The organism is Rossellomorea sp. DUT-2 (assembly GCF_052665285.1).
On the sequence record NZ_JBQPEO010000001.1, the window covers coordinates 129,197 to 145,430 of the forward strand.

Consider the following 16,234-nt stretch of genomic DNA (forward strand, 5'->3'; position numbering starts at 1 on the left):
CTCTATGAATCGCGTGAAATGTTGAATATATACTGAAATTATCGCCGGTTTTAGGATATAATGAAAGAATATAAGAACGTATATTCGTAGTGCAGGGAGGGAACTTCATGGGGAAGATTCGGTTTTTTCATGTAGCAGATCTACATCTTGATAGTCCTTTTATCGGACTAAAACATTTACCGAAAGAAGTGTTCGAACGAATACATAATAGTACCTTTGCCTCTTTTGAAAAAGTTGTAAGGGAAGCGATTCATAGACAAATTGACTTCATGATCATCAGCGGGGATCTGTTTGACGAAGAAGATCGCAGCATTCGTGCGCAGGCGAAATTATTGAAGCAATTCAAGCTGTTACATTCAAATAACATTCCTGTATACGTTGTTCACGGGAATCATGATCATCTTGGAAGCTTTCGATTAGAGCTCGATATGCCGGGTAACATACATGTCTTCAACACAGAAACAGAAGTGAAACAGCTTACTGTAAATAATGGGACAACTGTAGATATAGTGGGATTCAGCTATGGTACAAGACATATCCAGGAAAGAAGGATTGCTGATTATCCCAAACGTTCCGTTGACCGCTATTCAATTGGCATCCTCCATGGAAGCGAAGGAAGTGTGCATTCTTCACATGAAACGTACGCTCCTTTTTCAGTAAGGGAACTTTTGGAGAAGAATTATCATTACTGGGCTTTGGGACATATCCATGAGCGGCAGATTCTGCACGAAGAGCCTTACATCGTGTATCCAGGTAACATCCAGGGAAGACATCGAAAAGAAACAGGTGAAAAAGGATGCTATGAAGTGGTACTTGATCATCACCATACAGAATTAACATTTATCCCTACTCACGACTTGATGTGGAAGACATGCACCGTATCCCTTCAAGGTGTTCAACGCTTTGGGGAAATTTTTCAGCGTATCCAGCAAACTCTGGAATTTCTAGAAGAAGGGGATGTTTTAATTGAGGTGATCTTGACGGATGATGAATCACTCCCTCAAGACTTGTCGGGCAAAATAGAAAATGGTGATCTACTGGAAGCATTGCAGGCAGAATACGAGAGTCACCGGGGGTTGAAGTGGATTCATTCAATACGATGGAATCATGCACCGGCGAGTCGTGGAATGGAACAGGATCCATTCAAACAGGAAGTAATGGAGACTTTGGAAAGCATGGTTGAAGAAGAATGGAAGGCTGCCCTGGCAGAACTGTATGAGCACCCTTCTATTTACCGCTTTCTGGATCCCTTAAAGGAAGAAGAGAAGAAATCTTTAATAGAAGAGACAGAGCACTTGTTACAAAATAAAGGCTGATCGCGGAGGTGAATAGGGTGAAACTGCTCGAACTTCATATTTATGGATACGGAAAAATAGAAAACAAGCACTATACGATGGGTGACCTTCAATTATTCTATGGGGAAAACGAAGCTGGTAAATCAACAATTATGTCGTTCATACATAGCATTTTGTTCGGGTTTCCAACGAAGCAGCAATCCCTCCTCAGGTATGAACCGAAATCTACTACAGAGTATGGCGGGAGAATCCTTTGCAGCATGGAAGGACAAGGAATCCTCAGTATCGAGCGGGTTAAAGGGAAGTCCACAGGGGACGTGACCGTTCAATTCGAGGACGGAAGAACGGAAGGAGAAGAAACCCTTCAACAACTGCTCGGAAATATGGACAGGACAACTTACCAAAACATATTCTCATTCAACCTCGAAGGCCTGCAAAACATTCAGCGTCTCAAAAAAGATGAACTGAACCGCTACCTATTCTCTGCAGGTTCTACAGGGACGGACCTCCTGTTACAGATGGAACAGAATTGGCAGAAAGAAAGGGAACAGCTGTTTAAGAAATCGGGAAGAAAGCCGATGGTCAACGCAGTGCTGACACAATTAAAACTCCTTGAAAAACAAGTAAAGGAAGGAAAAGAAAAAAATGATCAATACCGTCCTCTCATAGCAAAGCAAAAATCGTTAGAAACCCGGATTTCATCCTTGGAGACCGAAAAGGCATCTCTTGCTGAAAAGAAAGAGAACCTGATTTCAGTCAACGAAAACTGGGATACACTCACTAGCTTCAAAAGAGTGGAGGAGCGGCTTACCCAATTGGAAACAATTGAGTTTCCTGCAAAAGGATTAGAGCGTTTAAACGAACTTAAAACGGAAGAAAGACAAGTGTCGGCATATATTGAAACCTTGGTGACGAAACAAGAAAATCTGCATGATAAATTAGAATCAGAAGTGATTGATCCTTCCCTGGTTGAAGACCTTCCTTTTATAGAAAAGATATTGTCTCAACAATCTTTTTATATGAAATGGAAAGAAGAAAGCAGTGAACGGAGCAGAGATTTGAAAACGGTGCGTAGTAAGATCAACGATACGATCCGTGAATTGGGATTAACAATAGAGATGCAGGACATCACGGCCCTGGATACTAGCTTAATGATGTCTGACCGTATTCAAAACGCGCTGGATCAGCAATCAAAGCTCCTTCATGAACGGGAAAGCTTCCAGAAGCATTACGAAGAGGAAGAAGAAGAACTTCACAACATCGAAAGGAAGTGTGATAGCTTAGAGGACCGGCTGATGGAAGAAGATGAGTATCAAGAATTGCAAAAAACGGTGAAAATGGAATCTTCCCGGCAGGCTTCACGGGACCAGGCACATTGGATGAGCCTGCAAGTGAAAGAGGCAGAAGAACGTTTCATCAGAAAAAAGTCCTCCTTCTCCCGGCAGCTCCTCTTAATAGGTGCAGCACTCCTTCTTTTATTCGGAATTGGGTTATGGGCAATCGTGACCGGGAATGGGCTCATTATCGGTATCAGCTTGCTTCTTCTCATTCCAGTAGGTGCATCGGGAATGCAGGCGAGGGGTAATCTGCGAGAAGAATCCAGCATTCTTCAACAAACTAAAGCACGAGCAAAAGAGTTTCAGCCGGAAGGTCAAATGGAATTTCACTCTTTGGATAGGGCTGAGCAAAGCCTAAAGCAGCAAATGGAATTGAGGAACGAGTGGAAGCAGCGAATTCTTTCCTTAGAAGAGCAACAGGCAAAACTCCAGAAGATACATGCAAAACAGAAGGAAGTAGAGAATGAAATTGTTTCAGGAGAAGAAAGGATATCCGGTCTGAAATCAGAGCTCTGTTTACCTCCTGATTTTCACTGGAAGTGGCTGCCTGATGCGTTTGTCAAAATGAAAGAGACCGTCTCGAATTATGAGGCTTATATCCATCTTAAAGAAGAACAAGAATATGTGGTCCGAAAGTTGAATGAGTATAGGGATCATTGTCAGGAATGGTTCCACCGACACTCTCTCACGTTTACCACAGTGGATGAGGCCATAATTAAACTGAAGGGAATCATGCAGGATATTGAAAAGAAAACTCTCATAATCAATAGCATCCAAACGGAGGTCGAGCCTCTTTCTTTCGAGATAGAAAAGCTCAGAATTGAAGGTGGAAAGATCCGTGAAGAGGTTGGAACCCTTCTTCAATCTGCAGGGTGCATGGAAGAAACGGAATTTCGAGAAAAAAAACTTCTCGCCGAAGAGAGAATGGACCTAGCGGCTCAATATAATGGAATGAAAACGAGGCTGACCGAAAGAACACTCAGCACGTTTCTTCGGTTTGATTCAGAGGAAGATAGCAGAAAAGAACTAAAATGGGTATCAAATCGAATCGAAGAGCTTTCAACTGAGCTCTCTGCTCATCAAAAAGAGCTCGCTTCCATTTCGTATGAAATAAAAGTGCTGGAAGAAGGAAAGAGCTACTCTACGATTCTTCAGGAGTTTCAAAGCAAAAAGGCTGAGCTTCAAGAACTTGCGTATGACTGGTCCAAATATACGTTAGCACAAGTGGCCTTAAGGAAAACAATGGATCTTTACCAGAAATCGAAGATGCCTAAAGTGATGGAGCTTGCAGAGGAGAACTTTAGAGAGCTGACGGAAGGGCACTATCTACGGATCTTCTTACGGGATGATGAGATGATCAGGGTAGAGAGGAAGGACGGTGCAGTTTTCCATGCAGTGGAACTCAGTCAAGGAACGAAAGAACAGTTATACATCTCGATTCGCTTTGCCCTCATTCAATCTTTCCGGGACAAGTACCCATTGCCTGTAATGATCGACGATGGCGTAGTCAACTTTGATCGGGAAAGAACAAACGCATTTCTAAAACTGTTAAGGAAAATGGCAACGAGCCATCAGACTCTGTTCTTCACCTGCCATTCTCATATAAGAAATGAGTTTACCAAGGATGAAATGATCGTGTTAAAGCGAATGGATAAGGAATCGATCCCAAATGCATGATTCTTTAAAGAATTTGAATTGGCAATAATTTCTCAGATTCGTTACAATACTACAAGGAGTTAGTTTACACGAGCACGGGAATGAAATGAAAGTCAGAAAGAAGGAACACATAGTATGACAAAAACAAAAGGGTCCAAACGAAATCGGGGACCACTGGCACTACTAAGCTTTAACTTATTTATCGTCATGGTTGGAATCGGGCTGGTCATCCCCATTCTTCCTTTCTACGTCGAAAAATTCAACGCCAATGCTCAAACGCTTGGAGCGTTGGTGGCTGTATTTGCCTTTATGCAGTTTTTATTTGCTCCTATCTGGGGGCGGTTATCCGATCGAATCGGGAGGAAACCATTAATCACCATCGGCCTGATAGGGTTTGCCATAGCTGAATTCATTTTTGCCTTCGCTGTAGGATTATGGATGCTATTTCTGTCCAGGATCCTGGCAGGCGTTTTCGGCTCAGCATTAATGCCGACTGCCATGGCCTATGTATCAGATGTTACAGATGAGGACAATCGGGGGCAAGGGATGGGGATCCTTGGTGCCGCCATGGGGCTTGGAATCGTCATCGGGCCTGGGATCGGAGGATGGCTGGCAGAAATCAATCTCTCCTATCCATTTATCTTTGCAGGGATCGCCGCCTCCATTGCAGCCATCGTTTCGGTCGTCATATTACCGGAATCCTATCCAAAGGAAAAAAGAACCTTTGACCCGAATGAGAAACGTGAAAACCGCTTCGTGGTCATGAAGAATGCGGTAATGAGCCCGGTTGGGTTTCTGTTGGTACTCGTATTCATCATGAGCTTTGGATTGGCGAATTTCCAATCAATCTTCAGCTACTATGCCCTCGAACGATATGGATATGGTCCACAGGAAGTCGGGATCATCATTTTGATCATTGGTATCATCGGTACTGTTGTTCAAGGAGTGGGTGTGGGAAGGGCGACGAAGATCTTCGGTGAGGAAAAGGTCGTAACCGGCTCGTTGCTTCTCAGCGCACTGGGATTTGTCATCATGACATTTGCCACTAACTTTGTAGGGGTCTTGATCACAACCTCCGTTTTCTTTGTTGGAAACTCCATGCTCCGTCCATCGTTGAATTCCCTTATTTCAAAACTGGCAGGAGAACGACAGGGGACCGTCATGGGGCTGAACAACTCATTTCTCAGTCTTGGTAACGTCGCTGGACCATTACTTGCTGGAACACTGTTTGAGTGGAATATACATATTCCCTACTTCTTCGGAGCATTCATTATGCTCGTAGGACTGGTAGCGACGAAAGTCTGGATTAGCAAGAAACACAAAAAAGCATTGGTGAATTAGGCACAGAACCGTCTCCTGGTGGGGGCGGTTTTTTTGGTGTGGAAAGAGAGGGACGGACCTCTGGAATTTGATCATCGTTTGGCTCAATCCTGGCACACATCACGCTCCAACCCTTTCCACCCCTGTACTCTAGCGAAATATGATATACTGAAACTACTACTAATATAGTTGGACGGAGGAGAAGAGATGTCTGGAATTACACAATTTAATGTCGGAGAAACAATCGAATTACCCCTATTAATTAAACAAATGACCAAAGGCACGACAAATACAGGTAAGCCGTTTTTAACGCTGATTCTGCAAGATAAGAGTGGAAACATGGAAGCTAAGCTTTGGGATGCTTCTGAGCAGGATGAGAAGGCATACCAACCTGAAACTATCGTACAGGTTGTTGGAGACATACATAGTTATCGTGGAAAGAGTCAGCTCAAGATCAAGCAGATTCGCCCGGCTTCCCCGGCAGATGGTTATGCCATTTCGGACTTCCTGGAAACGGCGCCAGTAAGCATTGAGGAAATGACGAGTAAGATCACTCAGTATATTTTTGAAATGAGAAATCCAAATATTCAACGCATCACAAGGCACTTAATTAAAAAATATCAGAAGCCTTTCCTGGAATATCCGGCGGCTACCAAGAATCATCATGAATTTGTGTCAGGCCTTGCGTATCATGTTGTATCGATGCTGGACCTCTCGAAGGCCATTGCAGGACTGTATCCATCCCTGGATTCAGATCTATTGTACGCCGGGGTCATTCTTCATGATTTAGGCAAAGTCATAGAGCTTTCAGGCCCAACCTCTACTACGTATACGATTGAAGGGAATCTGATCGGTCATATTTCGATCATGGTGAACGAGATTGGAAAAGCTGCTGATGAGCTTGGAATTGAAGGGGAAGAAGTGATGATCCTTCAACATCTCGTATTGAGTCATCATGGAAAAGCGGAATGGGGTAGTCCTAAGCCGCCGCTCATTCGTGAAGCTGAAATCCTGCATTACATCGATAACGTGGATGCAAAGATGAATATGCTGGATCGTGCATTGGAACGGGTGAAACCAGGGGAGTATACAGAAAGAGTATTTGCCCTTGATAATCGTTCATTCTATAAACCTACTTTTCATAAATAAGTAACCTGTTAGACCCCGGATAATGGAACGGGGTCTTTTTAGTAGAATAAAAGGTTAAATCCAGTTATGTTTTATCCCTTCCCTACATATAGTGTTAATAAAGAGGACAAACCTATAAGGAGTTGAAGCAAATGACACTACCTATTTGGATGTACTTGGTTGTAGCAGGGATTTTCGGGAGTGCCTTTATGACGATTAAATCAGCTAAGGAAGAAAAGAATATGGAAGATGAGTGGATAGAGAAAGAAGGAGAAGTCTACATTCATCGTATGGAGGAAGAGAAGGAGCGGAGACGTCAACTAACGTCTTGATCATAGAGAATAAAAAGGCCTGACGGAATGGATCCGTCAGGCCTTTTTGGTCTACTCTTCGGCAGGTGCTGGAGCTTCTTCTCCTTCAGGTACGGCAGGAGCTTCTCCGCCTTCAGGTGTAGCCGCAGGGTTCAGCACTTGATCAAATGCTTTTTTAAGATCTTTATCTTTAATGTTTAAGTCAGCTTTTTCGATTTCAGCTTTCATCGCTTCCTGGATTTTTTGAGGATCCACTTTCGAAAGCTTCAGTTCTTTTTCGATTTCCTTTTTCATCTCGTCAAAGGATTTCTTTTCTTTTTTATCTGTCACTTCAATGATGTGATAGCCATATTCTGTTTTGATCGGCTCACTCACTTTGCCTTTTTCTAAAGTGTCCAGAGCTTTAGAGAATTCAGGTACGAAGTTTTGACGACCTGCATTGTCTACCCAGCCTAAGCTTCCACCATTTTCAGCAGAACCAGGGTCTTTAGAGTATTCTTTTGCAAGTTCTTCAAATTTTCCGCCATCAGCTAATTTTTGTTTCACTTCTTTAGCTGTTTTTTCATCATCTACAAGGATGTGACGAACTTGAATGTCAGGCTTCCATGTCTCGTAGTATTTCTTTACTTCTTCTTCAGTGACTTTCACGTCAGAGATTGCAGCTTTTTCTTGAAGTAATTGAAGCTTTAAGTATTCTTTAAACGATTTTTCATCAAGGTTATATTGTTGTAAGAACATTTCGAATTGAGGTCCCAATTGATCTTTGGCTTCATTCAGCTTTTCGTCAACTTCCTCTTTCGATACGTCATACTTTTCTTCAAGTACTTTCGTGTAAACCAATTCTTGAAGGGCTTGTTCCATTTGTGGAGTGAATTTTTGCTTCATTGATTTGTAAAGTTCATCTTTTGTTACGTCTCCAGCTTTTGTGGTTGCAACAACGTCACTGTTTCCTTCAGCCCCGTCTCCGCTGCATCCTGCAAGTCCAACGACTCCCGCAGCCAATGATACTGAAATGATCCATTTTTTCATGGTGACCAACTCCTACAATATATTCGTTTGATGGCTTGTCAAATTTCTACAAACCATACTATAACATACTTTTTCCATGAAAAAAAATATTTTCCATATTAATCTTCAGAAAAATGGGCATTTTACACACCCATTTCCTAGGTACTTTCATATGATAAGAGCGAAGAGAGAAAAGGAGGTAATAAATATGAGCTGTGGATACAATTCCGGATTCGCCTTAATCGTAGTGCTGTTCATCTTATTAATCATCGTTGGTGCCGCATTTATTTGCTAAAAAAAATTAAATTTATGACATTAGCCTAAAACAAACGGCAGCTAACTTGAATAAGATAAATTAGCGCTTCAAAGGAGGTGGAAAGTTATGGGTAATGCATACGGCGGAGGTTTCGCGTTAATCGTAGTACTGTTCATCCTGTTAATCATTGTGGGTGCAGCATGGCTATAATTTTAGCCTCAGGGTTTAAAGTTATCGGATAAAGACTGTAGAGGGGGCAATACCTTAAGAAAGGCGGCCCCTTTTGCTTTATTCATATTTAGGCGGCTTTTTCATACATGAAAGGAGGAAGCGCAGATGTCAGGTGCTTACGGCGGAGGATTTGCGTTAATCGTTGTTCTATTCATTTTGTTAATCATCATTGGTGCAGCATACGTTTATTAATTAAACGGTGACTTATAGAAAAAACAAAGCAGATCCGGATTTTCCGGATCTGCTTTTTGCTTGTCGCCTCTGAACGAGCCGCCTCCGCTTTTCTGATTGTCCAGCTCCAGGGCTTAGAGGCTCGAGGTCATAAGTCAAATCTGCCAAAAAGGCAAAAAACCGCCTTTCCGGCAGATTCGTCTTATGCTTGTCGCCTCTGAGCAAAGCCCTTCCGCTTTTCTGATTGTCCAGCTCCAGGGCTTAGAGGCTCGAGGTCATAAGTCAAATCTGCCAAAAAGGCAAAAAACCGCCTTTCCGGCAGATTCGTCTTATGCTTGTCGCATCTGAACAAAGCCCTTCCGCTTTTCGGATTGTCCAGCTCCGGCGGCTAGAGGCTCGAGGTCATAAGTTAAACCTACCAAAAAGGCAAAGAGCGCCTTTCCGGTAGGTTTAGCTTATGCTTGTCGCCTCTGAACGAGCCGCCTCCGCTTTTCTATGTAAACAATATTTCTATATAAGAAGAGACCAGTAGTATGGTGATTAGGATATTGATGGTTCTAAACACCTTTGGTTGGCGTTCTTCAGGTATTTCTTTTTGTAAACATAATGCGTTTGTCATTTTATTTATATAAAATAAGATGAAAACAGCAAACACTAAAAACATGGAGATCATCCAAACCCCTCCCCGTTATCTCCTTTAAGCTATACATTACCAAATAATTTCTCTAATTGGTAGCGAGAGTATTGCATTAATCATGCAAATAAGGCTTTTTGCATTCTTTTTACCATTCCGTCCAAGTGCAGGCAGGAATTTTCGATAAGTAAATGATGAATCTTCGTGAAAATACATGAGAAAAGCAGAAGGATGATTTCTTCCATCGAGTGTGCGTTTCAATGGCCGTCCATCATCCTTACTGATAAATCAATATTTCGTATCCATCATCGTTCTCTTCAATTAATGCATTCTTTGGGGAATCCATGAGTTGCTTTGCATAAATAAAGTCAATGGCACAGATTCCTGAATGAAATGCAAGCAGCATTGTAAAGTAATGAGAATAGTGCGGAAAGTGGATGCATCCGTATAGCAAAATTCCGTTCAGTACAAAGAATGGTGCCACCAGGGCAAGCATGTAACGGTATTTTGAGATAGGCTGATCCACCCGCAAAGAAACGATCGGTAAAAAGAATAGCTTCCGATTGCATCTACACTTCATTTTTTTCACAAAGGGTAGTATCGGTACAATGTGAAAGAACTTATGCAAAGGGTAGATGCTCAACATTCCTATGAAGAACACAAGGAAATGGTTATCATAGAACGCACTTGGAAATAGTAAGTTAATTGGTACGTATATTAATGAGAATACCATCATCATGATGATGGATGAAAGTAAAAAGACTCGGTAAAATCCGAATTGTTTTTCCAGATTGATTGTTTTCCAGCAATGCATAAAAAAATCGCCTCCATTAGACGAATAAATCATAGTTAAGTGCCTAACATACTTTATTACGATTGCCGGAAAAAATCAATACATTTCAGGCTGATTTTTTCATATTTTTTAGAAGAACTTTTTGGGAAAGGTATGTTATAGTTTTGTACAATGAGAGTATGAGAATTTTTTTGCAATGATTGAAGGGTGATTAAGATGAAAGATTTAGTGAAACGTATAGAGAAACTCGAGTATTATCAACGGTTAATGGCGGAGATGATCCCCGAAAATGGTTTTCCATTTCATCAAATGATCATTCGTAAGGGTTTGTCAGAGAGGGAAGTGAAGGAGTTCTTTATAGTTTGTGATAGGTTGAGCATGAAACTCCAAAAGCAAAAAGCGGAAGGATTCGTGTACAATACTCCGCTTTTTAAAGAGTTTGAAGAAGAGCTTCATTCAAAGCTGAAGGTTCATGAAGTGGTTGATAGCTGTTTAGCTCAAGACATTTATCCAGCTTTGATGAAACAGTTAAAGAAGAGCTTGTAGATCAAGCCAATTCTTCTTCATCTTGAAATAATTCTCCCAGTTTTCCGTTATCATCAGAAAAATCATTTTCAATGTTATGAAACGATTTTTCGAATATCTCCATAAAATCATTTCCATATATATTTCGCACGACGGTCATCATCTCAATCATTTCAGGGAACTTTCCATATAATTCCCTTAATGGGGAAACTCCCTGGAAGATTGAGTGGCTCTCAGGCTTATAGTTCTTCATTAACTCAAGAAGTATATTTTCCCCTTTAGCCGTCAATTGAATATAGGTGTTCCGTTTATCGTTCTCCCGTTTGGAAAACTGTAGTAATTCCCGTTCTTCTAATTTCTTGGAGAAGTTAAATGCAGTTGAAACGTGCATAACACCAAACTTGGCTACGTCTGAAATCGAAGCCCCTTTTAAATGATAAGCAATCCAGAGAATATGATGTTCGTTGATATTTAAGTCGTATGGCTTGATCCATTGCTGCCAGTCCTTTTCTATGGCTTTCCACAGAGCTTTACTAAGCTGAGCCATCCTTTGACTGAAGAGCATAGCCTCTTTCAAAGTAAATTCTCTTTCCTTCATCTCATTCACCCACTTTGCTAGAAAATCTTTTTAAATCTAAGTCGTACCAAAATGACTTACTAAAACAACTATTACAAAAAAGAAAGCGCTTATATTTTATTATGCCAATAAAGTAATAATTAATAAAGGTTAAATTGACAAAATTTTTCGAAGTATTTATTTTTTGGTTTGGACATACTGTAAAAAACAGAGGTCGGTGGGTGGAGGGATACTGTAATGACGGGATATTTTCATATAATTATTATATTGAAAGAAAAGAAGGGAGATAATAATTTTTTTTCAAAACATGTTTCTTCAGAATCGATATAACCCATATTTCAACAAAAAACCCCACAGTCTTTCCTCTTCATTGGTGAAAAGGGCTGTGGGGATCTGGTTATTGATTCGGTGTATTTGCTGAGTTAATCGATTTTTCCAAGTCTTCAATTGTTCTTTGGATGGATTGGATTTCTTCCTGAAGTCTTCGATTATTTGGCTCTGTCGAAGCCTGCCATTGTTTGAAAGAAGCTTGAAGATCTTTCGAAAGCTGCATGACCGTTTCTTTTCCTTCCTGAGACAGGGTGCCGATGGAATCTTTCAATTCGCCAATATTCACCTTCATCTCTTCGATTACTCCAGTCCAGTCATCTTTCTTGTCCTTGATTTTTGCCCGGATATCTTTCCCCGATGAAGGAGACGTAAGAAGGGATGCTACTCCTCCAACCACTCCACCGATTAAAAGCCCGTAAGCCAGGGATTTCTTGTTCACTATGATCACCTCGTTCTTCTAGTTCTATAATACTCTATTTCTACAATCAACATGTATTCTCCTTTTCCCTTTTAGAACAGATTAAAACAAGTCAATTCATAACTTTCTTATTTGCAGCATAAAAATAAAGGTAAGAGGTGGAGTAAAGGAGGGGTTGTAATCGATGGACGGGATAATCTTTGGTTTCTTTGCCCTCTGTGCAGTCTTATTTCTAAGTATGGTTTATAATTTCATTTCCATTCAAAGGCCGGGTATGTATCCTCCTAAGAATATATTAAAAAAGCGTGCTGCCATAATGGGGTCCGGTGGGGTGATCACCTTTTTGATTGGAGTGCTCTTATGGGTTGCAGTCAAGTAAGATATAGAGAAAGCCCTCCATTCAGGTGGCGATTCACAATGAATGGAGGGCTTTACTATGATTAAATTAGGATAGCTGTTCTGTTGTGACAGCTTCTCGAATGGTTGAACGTTTTAAAATCCCGTTAATGATTGGATAGACCACAAACATTGCCCCGGCGTTAACAAGTGTAGCTGGAAGTACGACTGCTGCAAATAGAGCAAAGAAAGCTCCAGGCAGACCGACAATCACATAAGCAGAAAGCAAGAATATACTTCCTGATACAAGTGTGCCAATAGCTGTTAGAACAGAAGCACCTACAAGTGAACGAGTGACCTTTTTAGTAGCCAGGAAAAGTCCGTAAAAAACGAATGCCGTAATCGGTTTATCAATCAGGTTAGGTAAGAATCCTCCAGGGAACTGTGTTGTCAGACCTGAAATGACTCCAGTTAATAAACCTAAAAGCAATACGTTTTTCTTAGCTGGAAATAATATAATGCCCAGAAACATCATCGTAAGCATCATGTCCGGCTTCATTCCTAAGAAAATTCCAGGAATCACTGTGTGCAGGACGGCTCCGATCCCCACTAATAATGACAGGGATACAAGTGTTTTTGTATTCATTTCTCATCTCTCCTCAACTAAACTATACTATTTGCTTCTCCTAATGTGCACTGTTGCCATTAGCGAAAAGATAGGTACATTATAACATACCGAAAATTGTTGTCAAAGATTAATTATTCTGAAAAGACCTGATTCCCTTTAGCTTCAGGGATCAGGCTCGACTTTTTATGAAAGATGCTGTGCTATGGATTCAGCTATTCCTTTTAAGTCTTCTTGAGTGTAGTCATCATTATGTGTCTTCCAAACGGCTCCAAAGCCATCTCCTTGACCGTAGCGGGGAATGAAGTGCATGTGGAAATGGAAGACAGATTGTCCTGCTTCTTCACCTGCATTGCTTAACAAGTTCATTCCAATTGGATTAAACTCGGCCTTTATACTCTCAGCAATCCTAGGTGCAACGGAGAAGAGGTGGCTTGCCATACCGGGAGTCAGCTCATAGATATTTTCTTTATGTACCTTTGGAATTAGTAATGTATGTCCTTTCGTCACTTGACTAATATCAAGGAAAGCAAGGACATGCTCATCTTCGTACACCTTCATTGCAGGGATTTCACCGTCGATAATCTTGCAAAAAATACAGTCACTCATGTTTACTCCACCTTTTTGTAATGACATTTTTATGTATTTTATCATGAAAGAGAAAATAAATGAAGAAGAGACAGGAACGATTTTCCTGCCTCTCTTCTTGAAGGGGTAATACTATAAAGGTTTATATGTCAGGCTTCATTCTCTTTGATAAACACCTCATTCGCTAGTAGCTTCTGTAGTGATACATTCTTAAGTTAGAATGAAAATTGTTCAATGCGACCATCCCCTTATCTTTTCGCTATTTAAGCAATTCAGACAATAGAAACTGTTAGCCGTCTTGGACAAACACCTCATTTGCTATAAGGATGATATGTGTAAACCATTAGAAACATGAATGACTTTGTGCAATGTGACCATCCCCTTATCTCCTAAGCTTGAGAAGCTAATAAAGTAAGTTGATTCAGTCAAAGTGTGCTTTAACAAACACCTCATTTATCAATTTTTGAACAAATGAATATGGTGAGTGTGTCATTCACTATAGAAGACGACAATCCTTACAGTCGCAAACAATAGTGAAATCGGTTAGCTGGTCTTTAACAACCATCCCCTTTTTCTTATTGCTGGCCCCTTCAAATATTATGATGTGCAAATCAAGTATGGTTATGAATGCTAAAATATGGAATGGGAAATTGGTTTAACCATGCCTTTACGATGAAATTTTGATAAAATAGAGAAAACCATGTAGAAGAGAAAGGACGTTGCTGTACGTGTCATTATTAGAAATCAAACACCTGGTTGGCGGGTATACCCGAAAACCGGTCTTAAAGGATATAACATTTTCCATACATTCAAATGAAATTGTCGGATTAATCGGCCTGAACGGTGCTGGGAAAAGTACGACGATCAAGCATATAATTGGTCTCATGGAAGCAAAGCAAGGAGAAGTGTCCATTAATGGTCACACCTTGAAGAGTGATGCCGATCAGTATCGAAAGCAGTTTTCTTACATACCGGAAACACCGATTCTTTATGATGAGCTTACCCTTGAAGAGCATTTAAAACTTACGGCCATGGCTTACGGCTTATCAGAGTCTGAGTATAAAGGAAGAATTGATAAACTGTTGAAGGCCTTTCGTATGGAGAAGAAGATGAGCTGGTTTCCTGCCCATTTTTCAAAAGGAATGAAACAAAAGGTGATGATCATGTGCGCCTTTCTTATTCAGCCCAGTCTCTATATCATTGACGAGCCGTTTGTTGGATTAGATCCACTCGGGATTCAGTCACTGTTGGATTGGATGCAGGAGATGAAGCAAAATGGTGCTGGAATACTGATGTCTACGCATATTTTAGCAACGGCAGAAAGATATTGTGACTCATTCATCATCCTTCATGAAGGGGAAATTCGTGCAAAAGGAACCCTTCAGGAGCTTCGTAAGGAATTCTCCATGCCGGGTGCAACGTTAGATGATATTTATATCCAGCTGACAAAGGAAGAGTCCCATGATGAATAAGGTGGAAAATATTTGGAAGAAACGAATTGTAGAGTATAATCAGGAGCTTCAAAAGTATTTGAAATACATGTTTAACGATCATTTACTATTCGTTCTGATCTTTGCTTTGGGAGGAGCAGCGTATACATATAATCAGTGGGTGAAAACTCTGGATCCTGCTTTTCCTGCACCACTCATCATGGCGGTGATCATTGGGCTGATACTTGCCTGGAGTCCGGTTTATACGTTTCTGAGGGAAGCGGATGCCGTATTCCTTTTACCGCTAGAAGGGCGTTTATCGAGTTATTTCACCAAATGCATTTGGATCAGCTTCATGTTTCAATCATACATTCAACTGCTCGTACTGGCTGCTCTCATGCCAATGTATGTAGCAGTATCCGGGAGCAGCTTTGGAAGTTTCTTTCCGTTACTTGGCTTTGTATTGGCCTTAAAGGTATGGAATCTCTATGTACGCTGGTTCATGCTGCGGTTTCAGGAAAGGGAAGCCCACCTGACGGACAGCTTGTTACGTTTTTTATTAAGCGGTGCTCTCGTGTTCTTGGTGTTATCGGGGGCTGAATACTGGATGGTCATCGTCGTTGCCTTCATCATGATCGGGTATGCGTTTTACTTTTTTCAATCAACAAAAGGTAAAAATCTTAAATGGGATTTGTTAATCAATCTGGAGCAGCAGCGAATGCTGATCTTTTACCGGATTGCCAATATGTTCACGGATGTGCCTAAGCTGAAAGGGAAGGTGCACCGGAGAAAATGGCTTGATGGGCTTGTGCGGACACCTTTCTCACAAGCATCGACGTATCGGTATTTGTATCTTCGGTCGTTGGTGAGAACAAGTGAATATTCGGGTCTTTACCTTCGGTTAACCTTGATCGGTGTTCTGTTGATTTATTCGAATTCTTCTTTTATCTTCAGTATTCTGACGGCATTAGTGTTTCTTTATTTAACAGCTTTTCAACTGATCCCATTGTTTAAACGGTTTGATTATAAGATATGGGTACTCATTTATCCCGTATCACGGGAATTAAAGAAATCCTCTTTTCAAAAAATAATGAATCAGGCCATGATGATCCAAGCCGCTCTATTTTCCCTTCCTCTATTTTTAAAGGGGGAATGGATAGAAGGGCTGATCACGTTACTGGTCGGGTTATCATTTTCAATTTTATTTAGTCAGTTTTACTTAGTCCAGCGATTGAAAAAGATGGAAGAAACATTATTTTAGTGAA

Annotated in this window: 18 protein-coding genes and 1 pseudogene; 12 read left to right on the forward strand and 7 right to left on the reverse strand. The window is 40.9% G+C overall.

The genetic code is table 11. From position 1 onward, the window contains the following. Positions 1–107 precede the first annotated feature (107 nt). The 5 genes and pseudogenes from ACOSV2_RS00720 to ACOSV2_RS00740 all read left to right on the forward strand — a co-directional run bounded on the left by ACOSV2_RS00720 (position 108) and on the right by ACOSV2_RS00740 (position 7,068). Positions 108–1,316: a metallophosphoesterase family protein gene (locus ACOSV2_RS00720; RefSeq protein WP_428973564.1), complete on the forward strand. Its 1,209-nt coding sequence runs from the start codon at positions 108–110 to the stop codon at positions 1,314–1,316. A 17-nt stretch (positions 1,317–1,333) separates the two neighbouring features. Then, positions 1,334–4,309 (forward strand): ATP-binding protein, encoded by a 2,976-nt coding sequence (locus ACOSV2_RS00725; RefSeq protein ID WP_428973565.1) that lies wholly within the window; start codon positions 1,334–1,336, stop codon positions 4,307–4,309. A gap of 105 nt (positions 4,310–4,414) precedes the next feature. Beyond that, positions 4,415–5,629, forward strand: a pseudogene (locus ACOSV2_RS00730) (MFS transporter); the annotation flags it as partial. A gap of 186 nt (positions 5,630–5,815) precedes the next feature. After that, the gene (gene yhaM, locus ACOSV2_RS00735; protein WP_113971256.1) at positions 5,816–6,757 is read left to right on the forward strand and encodes a 3'-5' exoribonuclease YhaM; all 942 of its coding nucleotides are present in this window, start codon (positions 5,816–5,818) and stop codon (positions 6,755–6,757) included. Between the two features lie 131 nt (positions 6,758–6,888). After that, positions 6,889–7,068, forward strand: coding sequence for a sporulation YhaL family protein (locus tag ACOSV2_RS00740; RefSeq protein WP_113971257.1), 180 nt, complete (start codon positions 6,889–6,891; stop codon positions 7,066–7,068). 51 nt (positions 7,069–7,119) lie between these two features. On the opposite strand, the gene ACOSV2_RS00745 is transcribed toward ACOSV2_RS00740, so the two are convergent. Then, positions 7,120–8,076, reverse strand: coding sequence for a peptidylprolyl isomerase (locus ACOSV2_RS00745; RefSeq protein ID WP_428973566.1), 957 nt, complete (start codon positions 8,074–8,076; stop codon positions 7,120–7,122). A 187-nt stretch (positions 8,077–8,263) separates the two neighbouring features. Between ACOSV2_RS00745 and ACOSV2_RS00750 the strand changes: the two genes are divergently transcribed. From ACOSV2_RS00750 to ACOSV2_RS00760, 3 genes are all read left to right on the forward strand, one after another. Beyond that, positions 8,264–8,350: a YjcZ family sporulation protein gene (locus ACOSV2_RS00750; protein ID WP_138777695.1), complete on the forward strand. Its 87-nt coding sequence runs from the start codon at positions 8,264–8,266 to the stop codon at positions 8,348–8,350. An 87-nt stretch (positions 8,351–8,437) separates the two neighbouring features. Further along, positions 8,438–8,521 carry a YjcZ family sporulation protein gene (locus ACOSV2_RS00755; RefSeq protein ID WP_032089274.1) on the forward strand — a complete coding sequence of 28 codons (84 nt, stop codon included), beginning with the start codon at positions 8,438–8,440 and terminating at the stop codon, positions 8,519–8,521. Positions 8,522–8,647: 126 nt separating this feature from the next. Further along, positions 8,648–8,734, forward strand: coding sequence for a YjcZ family sporulation protein (locus tag ACOSV2_RS00760; protein WP_113971259.1), 87 nt, complete (start codon positions 8,648–8,650; stop codon positions 8,732–8,734). A 472-nt stretch (positions 8,735–9,206) separates the two neighbouring features. Here the strand turns inward: ACOSV2_RS00760 and ACOSV2_RS00765 are convergent, their stop codons facing one another. Both ACOSV2_RS00765 and ACOSV2_RS00770 read right to left on the reverse strand, forming a co-directional pair. Then, complete coding sequence (locus tag ACOSV2_RS00765) at positions 9,207–9,386, reverse strand: hypothetical protein (RefSeq protein ID WP_034763303.1); 180 nt, start codon at positions 9,384–9,386, stop codon at positions 9,207–9,209. A 238-nt stretch (positions 9,387–9,624) separates the two neighbouring features. Further along, positions 9,625–10,161 carry a DUF3267 domain-containing protein gene (locus ACOSV2_RS00770; protein WP_397553277.1) on the reverse strand — a complete coding sequence of 179 codons (537 nt, stop codon included), beginning with the start codon at positions 10,159–10,161 and terminating at the stop codon, positions 9,625–9,627. Positions 10,162–10,356: 195 nt separating this feature from the next. On the opposite strand from ACOSV2_RS00770, the gene ACOSV2_RS00775 reads away from it, so the two are divergent. After that, a complete protein-coding gene (locus tag ACOSV2_RS00775) occupies positions 10,357–10,686 on the forward strand; it encodes a DUF1878 family protein (RefSeq protein ID WP_428973567.1) in 330 nt (109 codons plus the stop codon). Between the two features lies 1 nt (position 10,687). Here the strand turns inward: ACOSV2_RS00775 and ACOSV2_RS00780 are convergent, their stop codons facing one another. Both ACOSV2_RS00780 and ACOSV2_RS00785 read right to left on the reverse strand, forming a co-directional pair. Continuing rightward, complete coding sequence (locus ACOSV2_RS00780; protein WP_113971262.1) at positions 10,688–11,263, reverse strand: HTH-type transcriptional regulator Hpr; 576 nt, start codon at positions 11,261–11,263, stop codon at positions 10,688–10,690. A 376-nt stretch (positions 11,264–11,639) separates the two neighbouring features. Continuing rightward, positions 11,640–12,011 (reverse strand): YtxH domain-containing protein, encoded by a 372-nt coding sequence (locus ACOSV2_RS00785; protein WP_428973568.1) that lies wholly within the window; start codon positions 12,009–12,011, stop codon positions 11,640–11,642. A gap of 163 nt (positions 12,012–12,174) precedes the next feature. Between ACOSV2_RS00785 and ACOSV2_RS00790 the strand changes: the two genes are divergently transcribed. Further along, positions 12,175–12,369, forward strand: a complete 195-nt coding sequence (locus ACOSV2_RS00790) for a hypothetical protein (protein WP_113971264.1) — start codon at positions 12,175–12,177, stop codon at positions 12,367–12,369. 66 nt (positions 12,370–12,435) lie between these two features. On the opposite strand, the gene ACOSV2_RS00795 is transcribed toward ACOSV2_RS00790, so the two are convergent. Both ACOSV2_RS00795 and ACOSV2_RS00800 read right to left on the reverse strand, forming a co-directional pair. Then, entirely contained in the window at positions 12,436–12,972 is a 537-nt protein-coding gene (locus ACOSV2_RS00795; protein WP_324747736.1) for a tryptophan transporter, read from the reverse strand. A 165-nt stretch (positions 12,973–13,137) separates the two neighbouring features. Further along, a complete protein-coding gene (locus ACOSV2_RS00800; protein WP_428973569.1) occupies positions 13,138–13,560 on the reverse strand; it encodes an HIT family protein in 423 nt (140 codons plus the stop codon). A 707-nt stretch (positions 13,561–14,267) separates the two neighbouring features. Between ACOSV2_RS00800 and ACOSV2_RS00805 the strand changes: the two genes are divergently transcribed. Then, on the forward strand, positions 14,268–15,011 hold the full coding sequence (locus ACOSV2_RS00805; protein ID WP_428973570.1) for an ABC transporter ATP-binding protein: 744 nt from the start codon (positions 14,268–14,270) through the stop codon (positions 15,009–15,011). After that, positions 15,001–16,230 (forward strand): ABC transporter permease, encoded by a 1,230-nt coding sequence (locus ACOSV2_RS00810; protein WP_428973571.1) that lies wholly within the window; start codon positions 15,001–15,003, stop codon positions 16,228–16,230. Before ACOSV2_RS00805 ends, ACOSV2_RS00810 begins: the two co-directional genes overlap by 11 nt. Positions 16,231–16,234: the final 4 nt, after the last annotated feature.

Excerpts from the sequence above, each read along its gene's own strand:
- ACOSV2_RS00720 (WP_428973564.1), top strand. The coding sequence starts at position 108 with ATGGGGAAGATTCGGTTTTTTCATGTAGCAGATCTACATCTTGATAGT.
- yhaM (WP_113971256.1), top strand. The coding sequence starts at position 5,816 with ATGTCTGGAATTACACAATTTAATGTCGGAGAAACAATCGAATTACCC.
- ACOSV2_RS00740 (WP_113971257.1), top strand. The coding sequence starts at position 6,889 with ATGACACTACCTATTTGGATGTACTTGGTTGTAGCAGGGATTTTCGGG.
- ACOSV2_RS00745 (WP_428973566.1), bottom strand. The coding sequence starts at position 8,076 with ATGAAAAAATGGATCATTTCAGTATCATTGGCTGCGGGAGTCGTTGGA.
- ACOSV2_RS00750 (WP_138777695.1), top strand. The coding sequence starts at position 8,264 with ATGAGCTGTGGATACAATTCCGGATTCGCCTTAATCGTAGTGCTGTTC.
- ACOSV2_RS00755 (WP_032089274.1), top strand. The coding sequence starts at position 8,438 with ATGGGTAATGCATACGGCGGAGGTTTCGCGTTAATCGTAGTACTGTTC.
- ACOSV2_RS00760 (WP_113971259.1), top strand. The coding sequence starts at position 8,648 with ATGTCAGGTGCTTACGGCGGAGGATTTGCGTTAATCGTTGTTCTATTC.
- ACOSV2_RS00765 (WP_034763303.1), bottom strand. The coding sequence starts at position 9,386 with ATGATCTCCATGTTTTTAGTGTTTGCTGTTTTCATCTTATTTTATATA.
- ACOSV2_RS00770 (WP_397553277.1), bottom strand. The coding sequence starts at position 10,161 with ATGCATTGCTGGAAAACAATCAATCTGGAAAAACAATTCGGATTTTAC.
- ACOSV2_RS00775 (WP_428973567.1), top strand. The coding sequence starts at position 10,357 with ATGAAAGATTTAGTGAAACGTATAGAGAAACTCGAGTATTATCAACGG.
- ACOSV2_RS00780 (WP_113971262.1), bottom strand. The coding sequence starts at position 11,263 with ATGAAGGAAAGAGAATTTACTTTGAAAGAGGCTATGCTCTTCAGTCAA.
- ACOSV2_RS00790 (WP_113971264.1), top strand. The coding sequence starts at position 12,175 with ATGGACGGGATAATCTTTGGTTTCTTTGCCCTCTGTGCAGTCTTATTT.
- ACOSV2_RS00795 (WP_324747736.1), bottom strand. The coding sequence starts at position 12,972 with ATGAATACAAAAACACTTGTATCCCTGTCATTATTAGTGGGGATCGGA.
- ACOSV2_RS00800 (WP_428973569.1), bottom strand. The coding sequence starts at position 13,560 with ATGAGTGACTGTATTTTTTGCAAGATTATCGACGGTGAAATCCCTGCA.
- ACOSV2_RS00810 (WP_428973571.1), top strand. The coding sequence starts at position 15,001 with ATGATGAATAAGGTGGAAAATATTTGGAAGAAACGAATTGTAGAGTAT.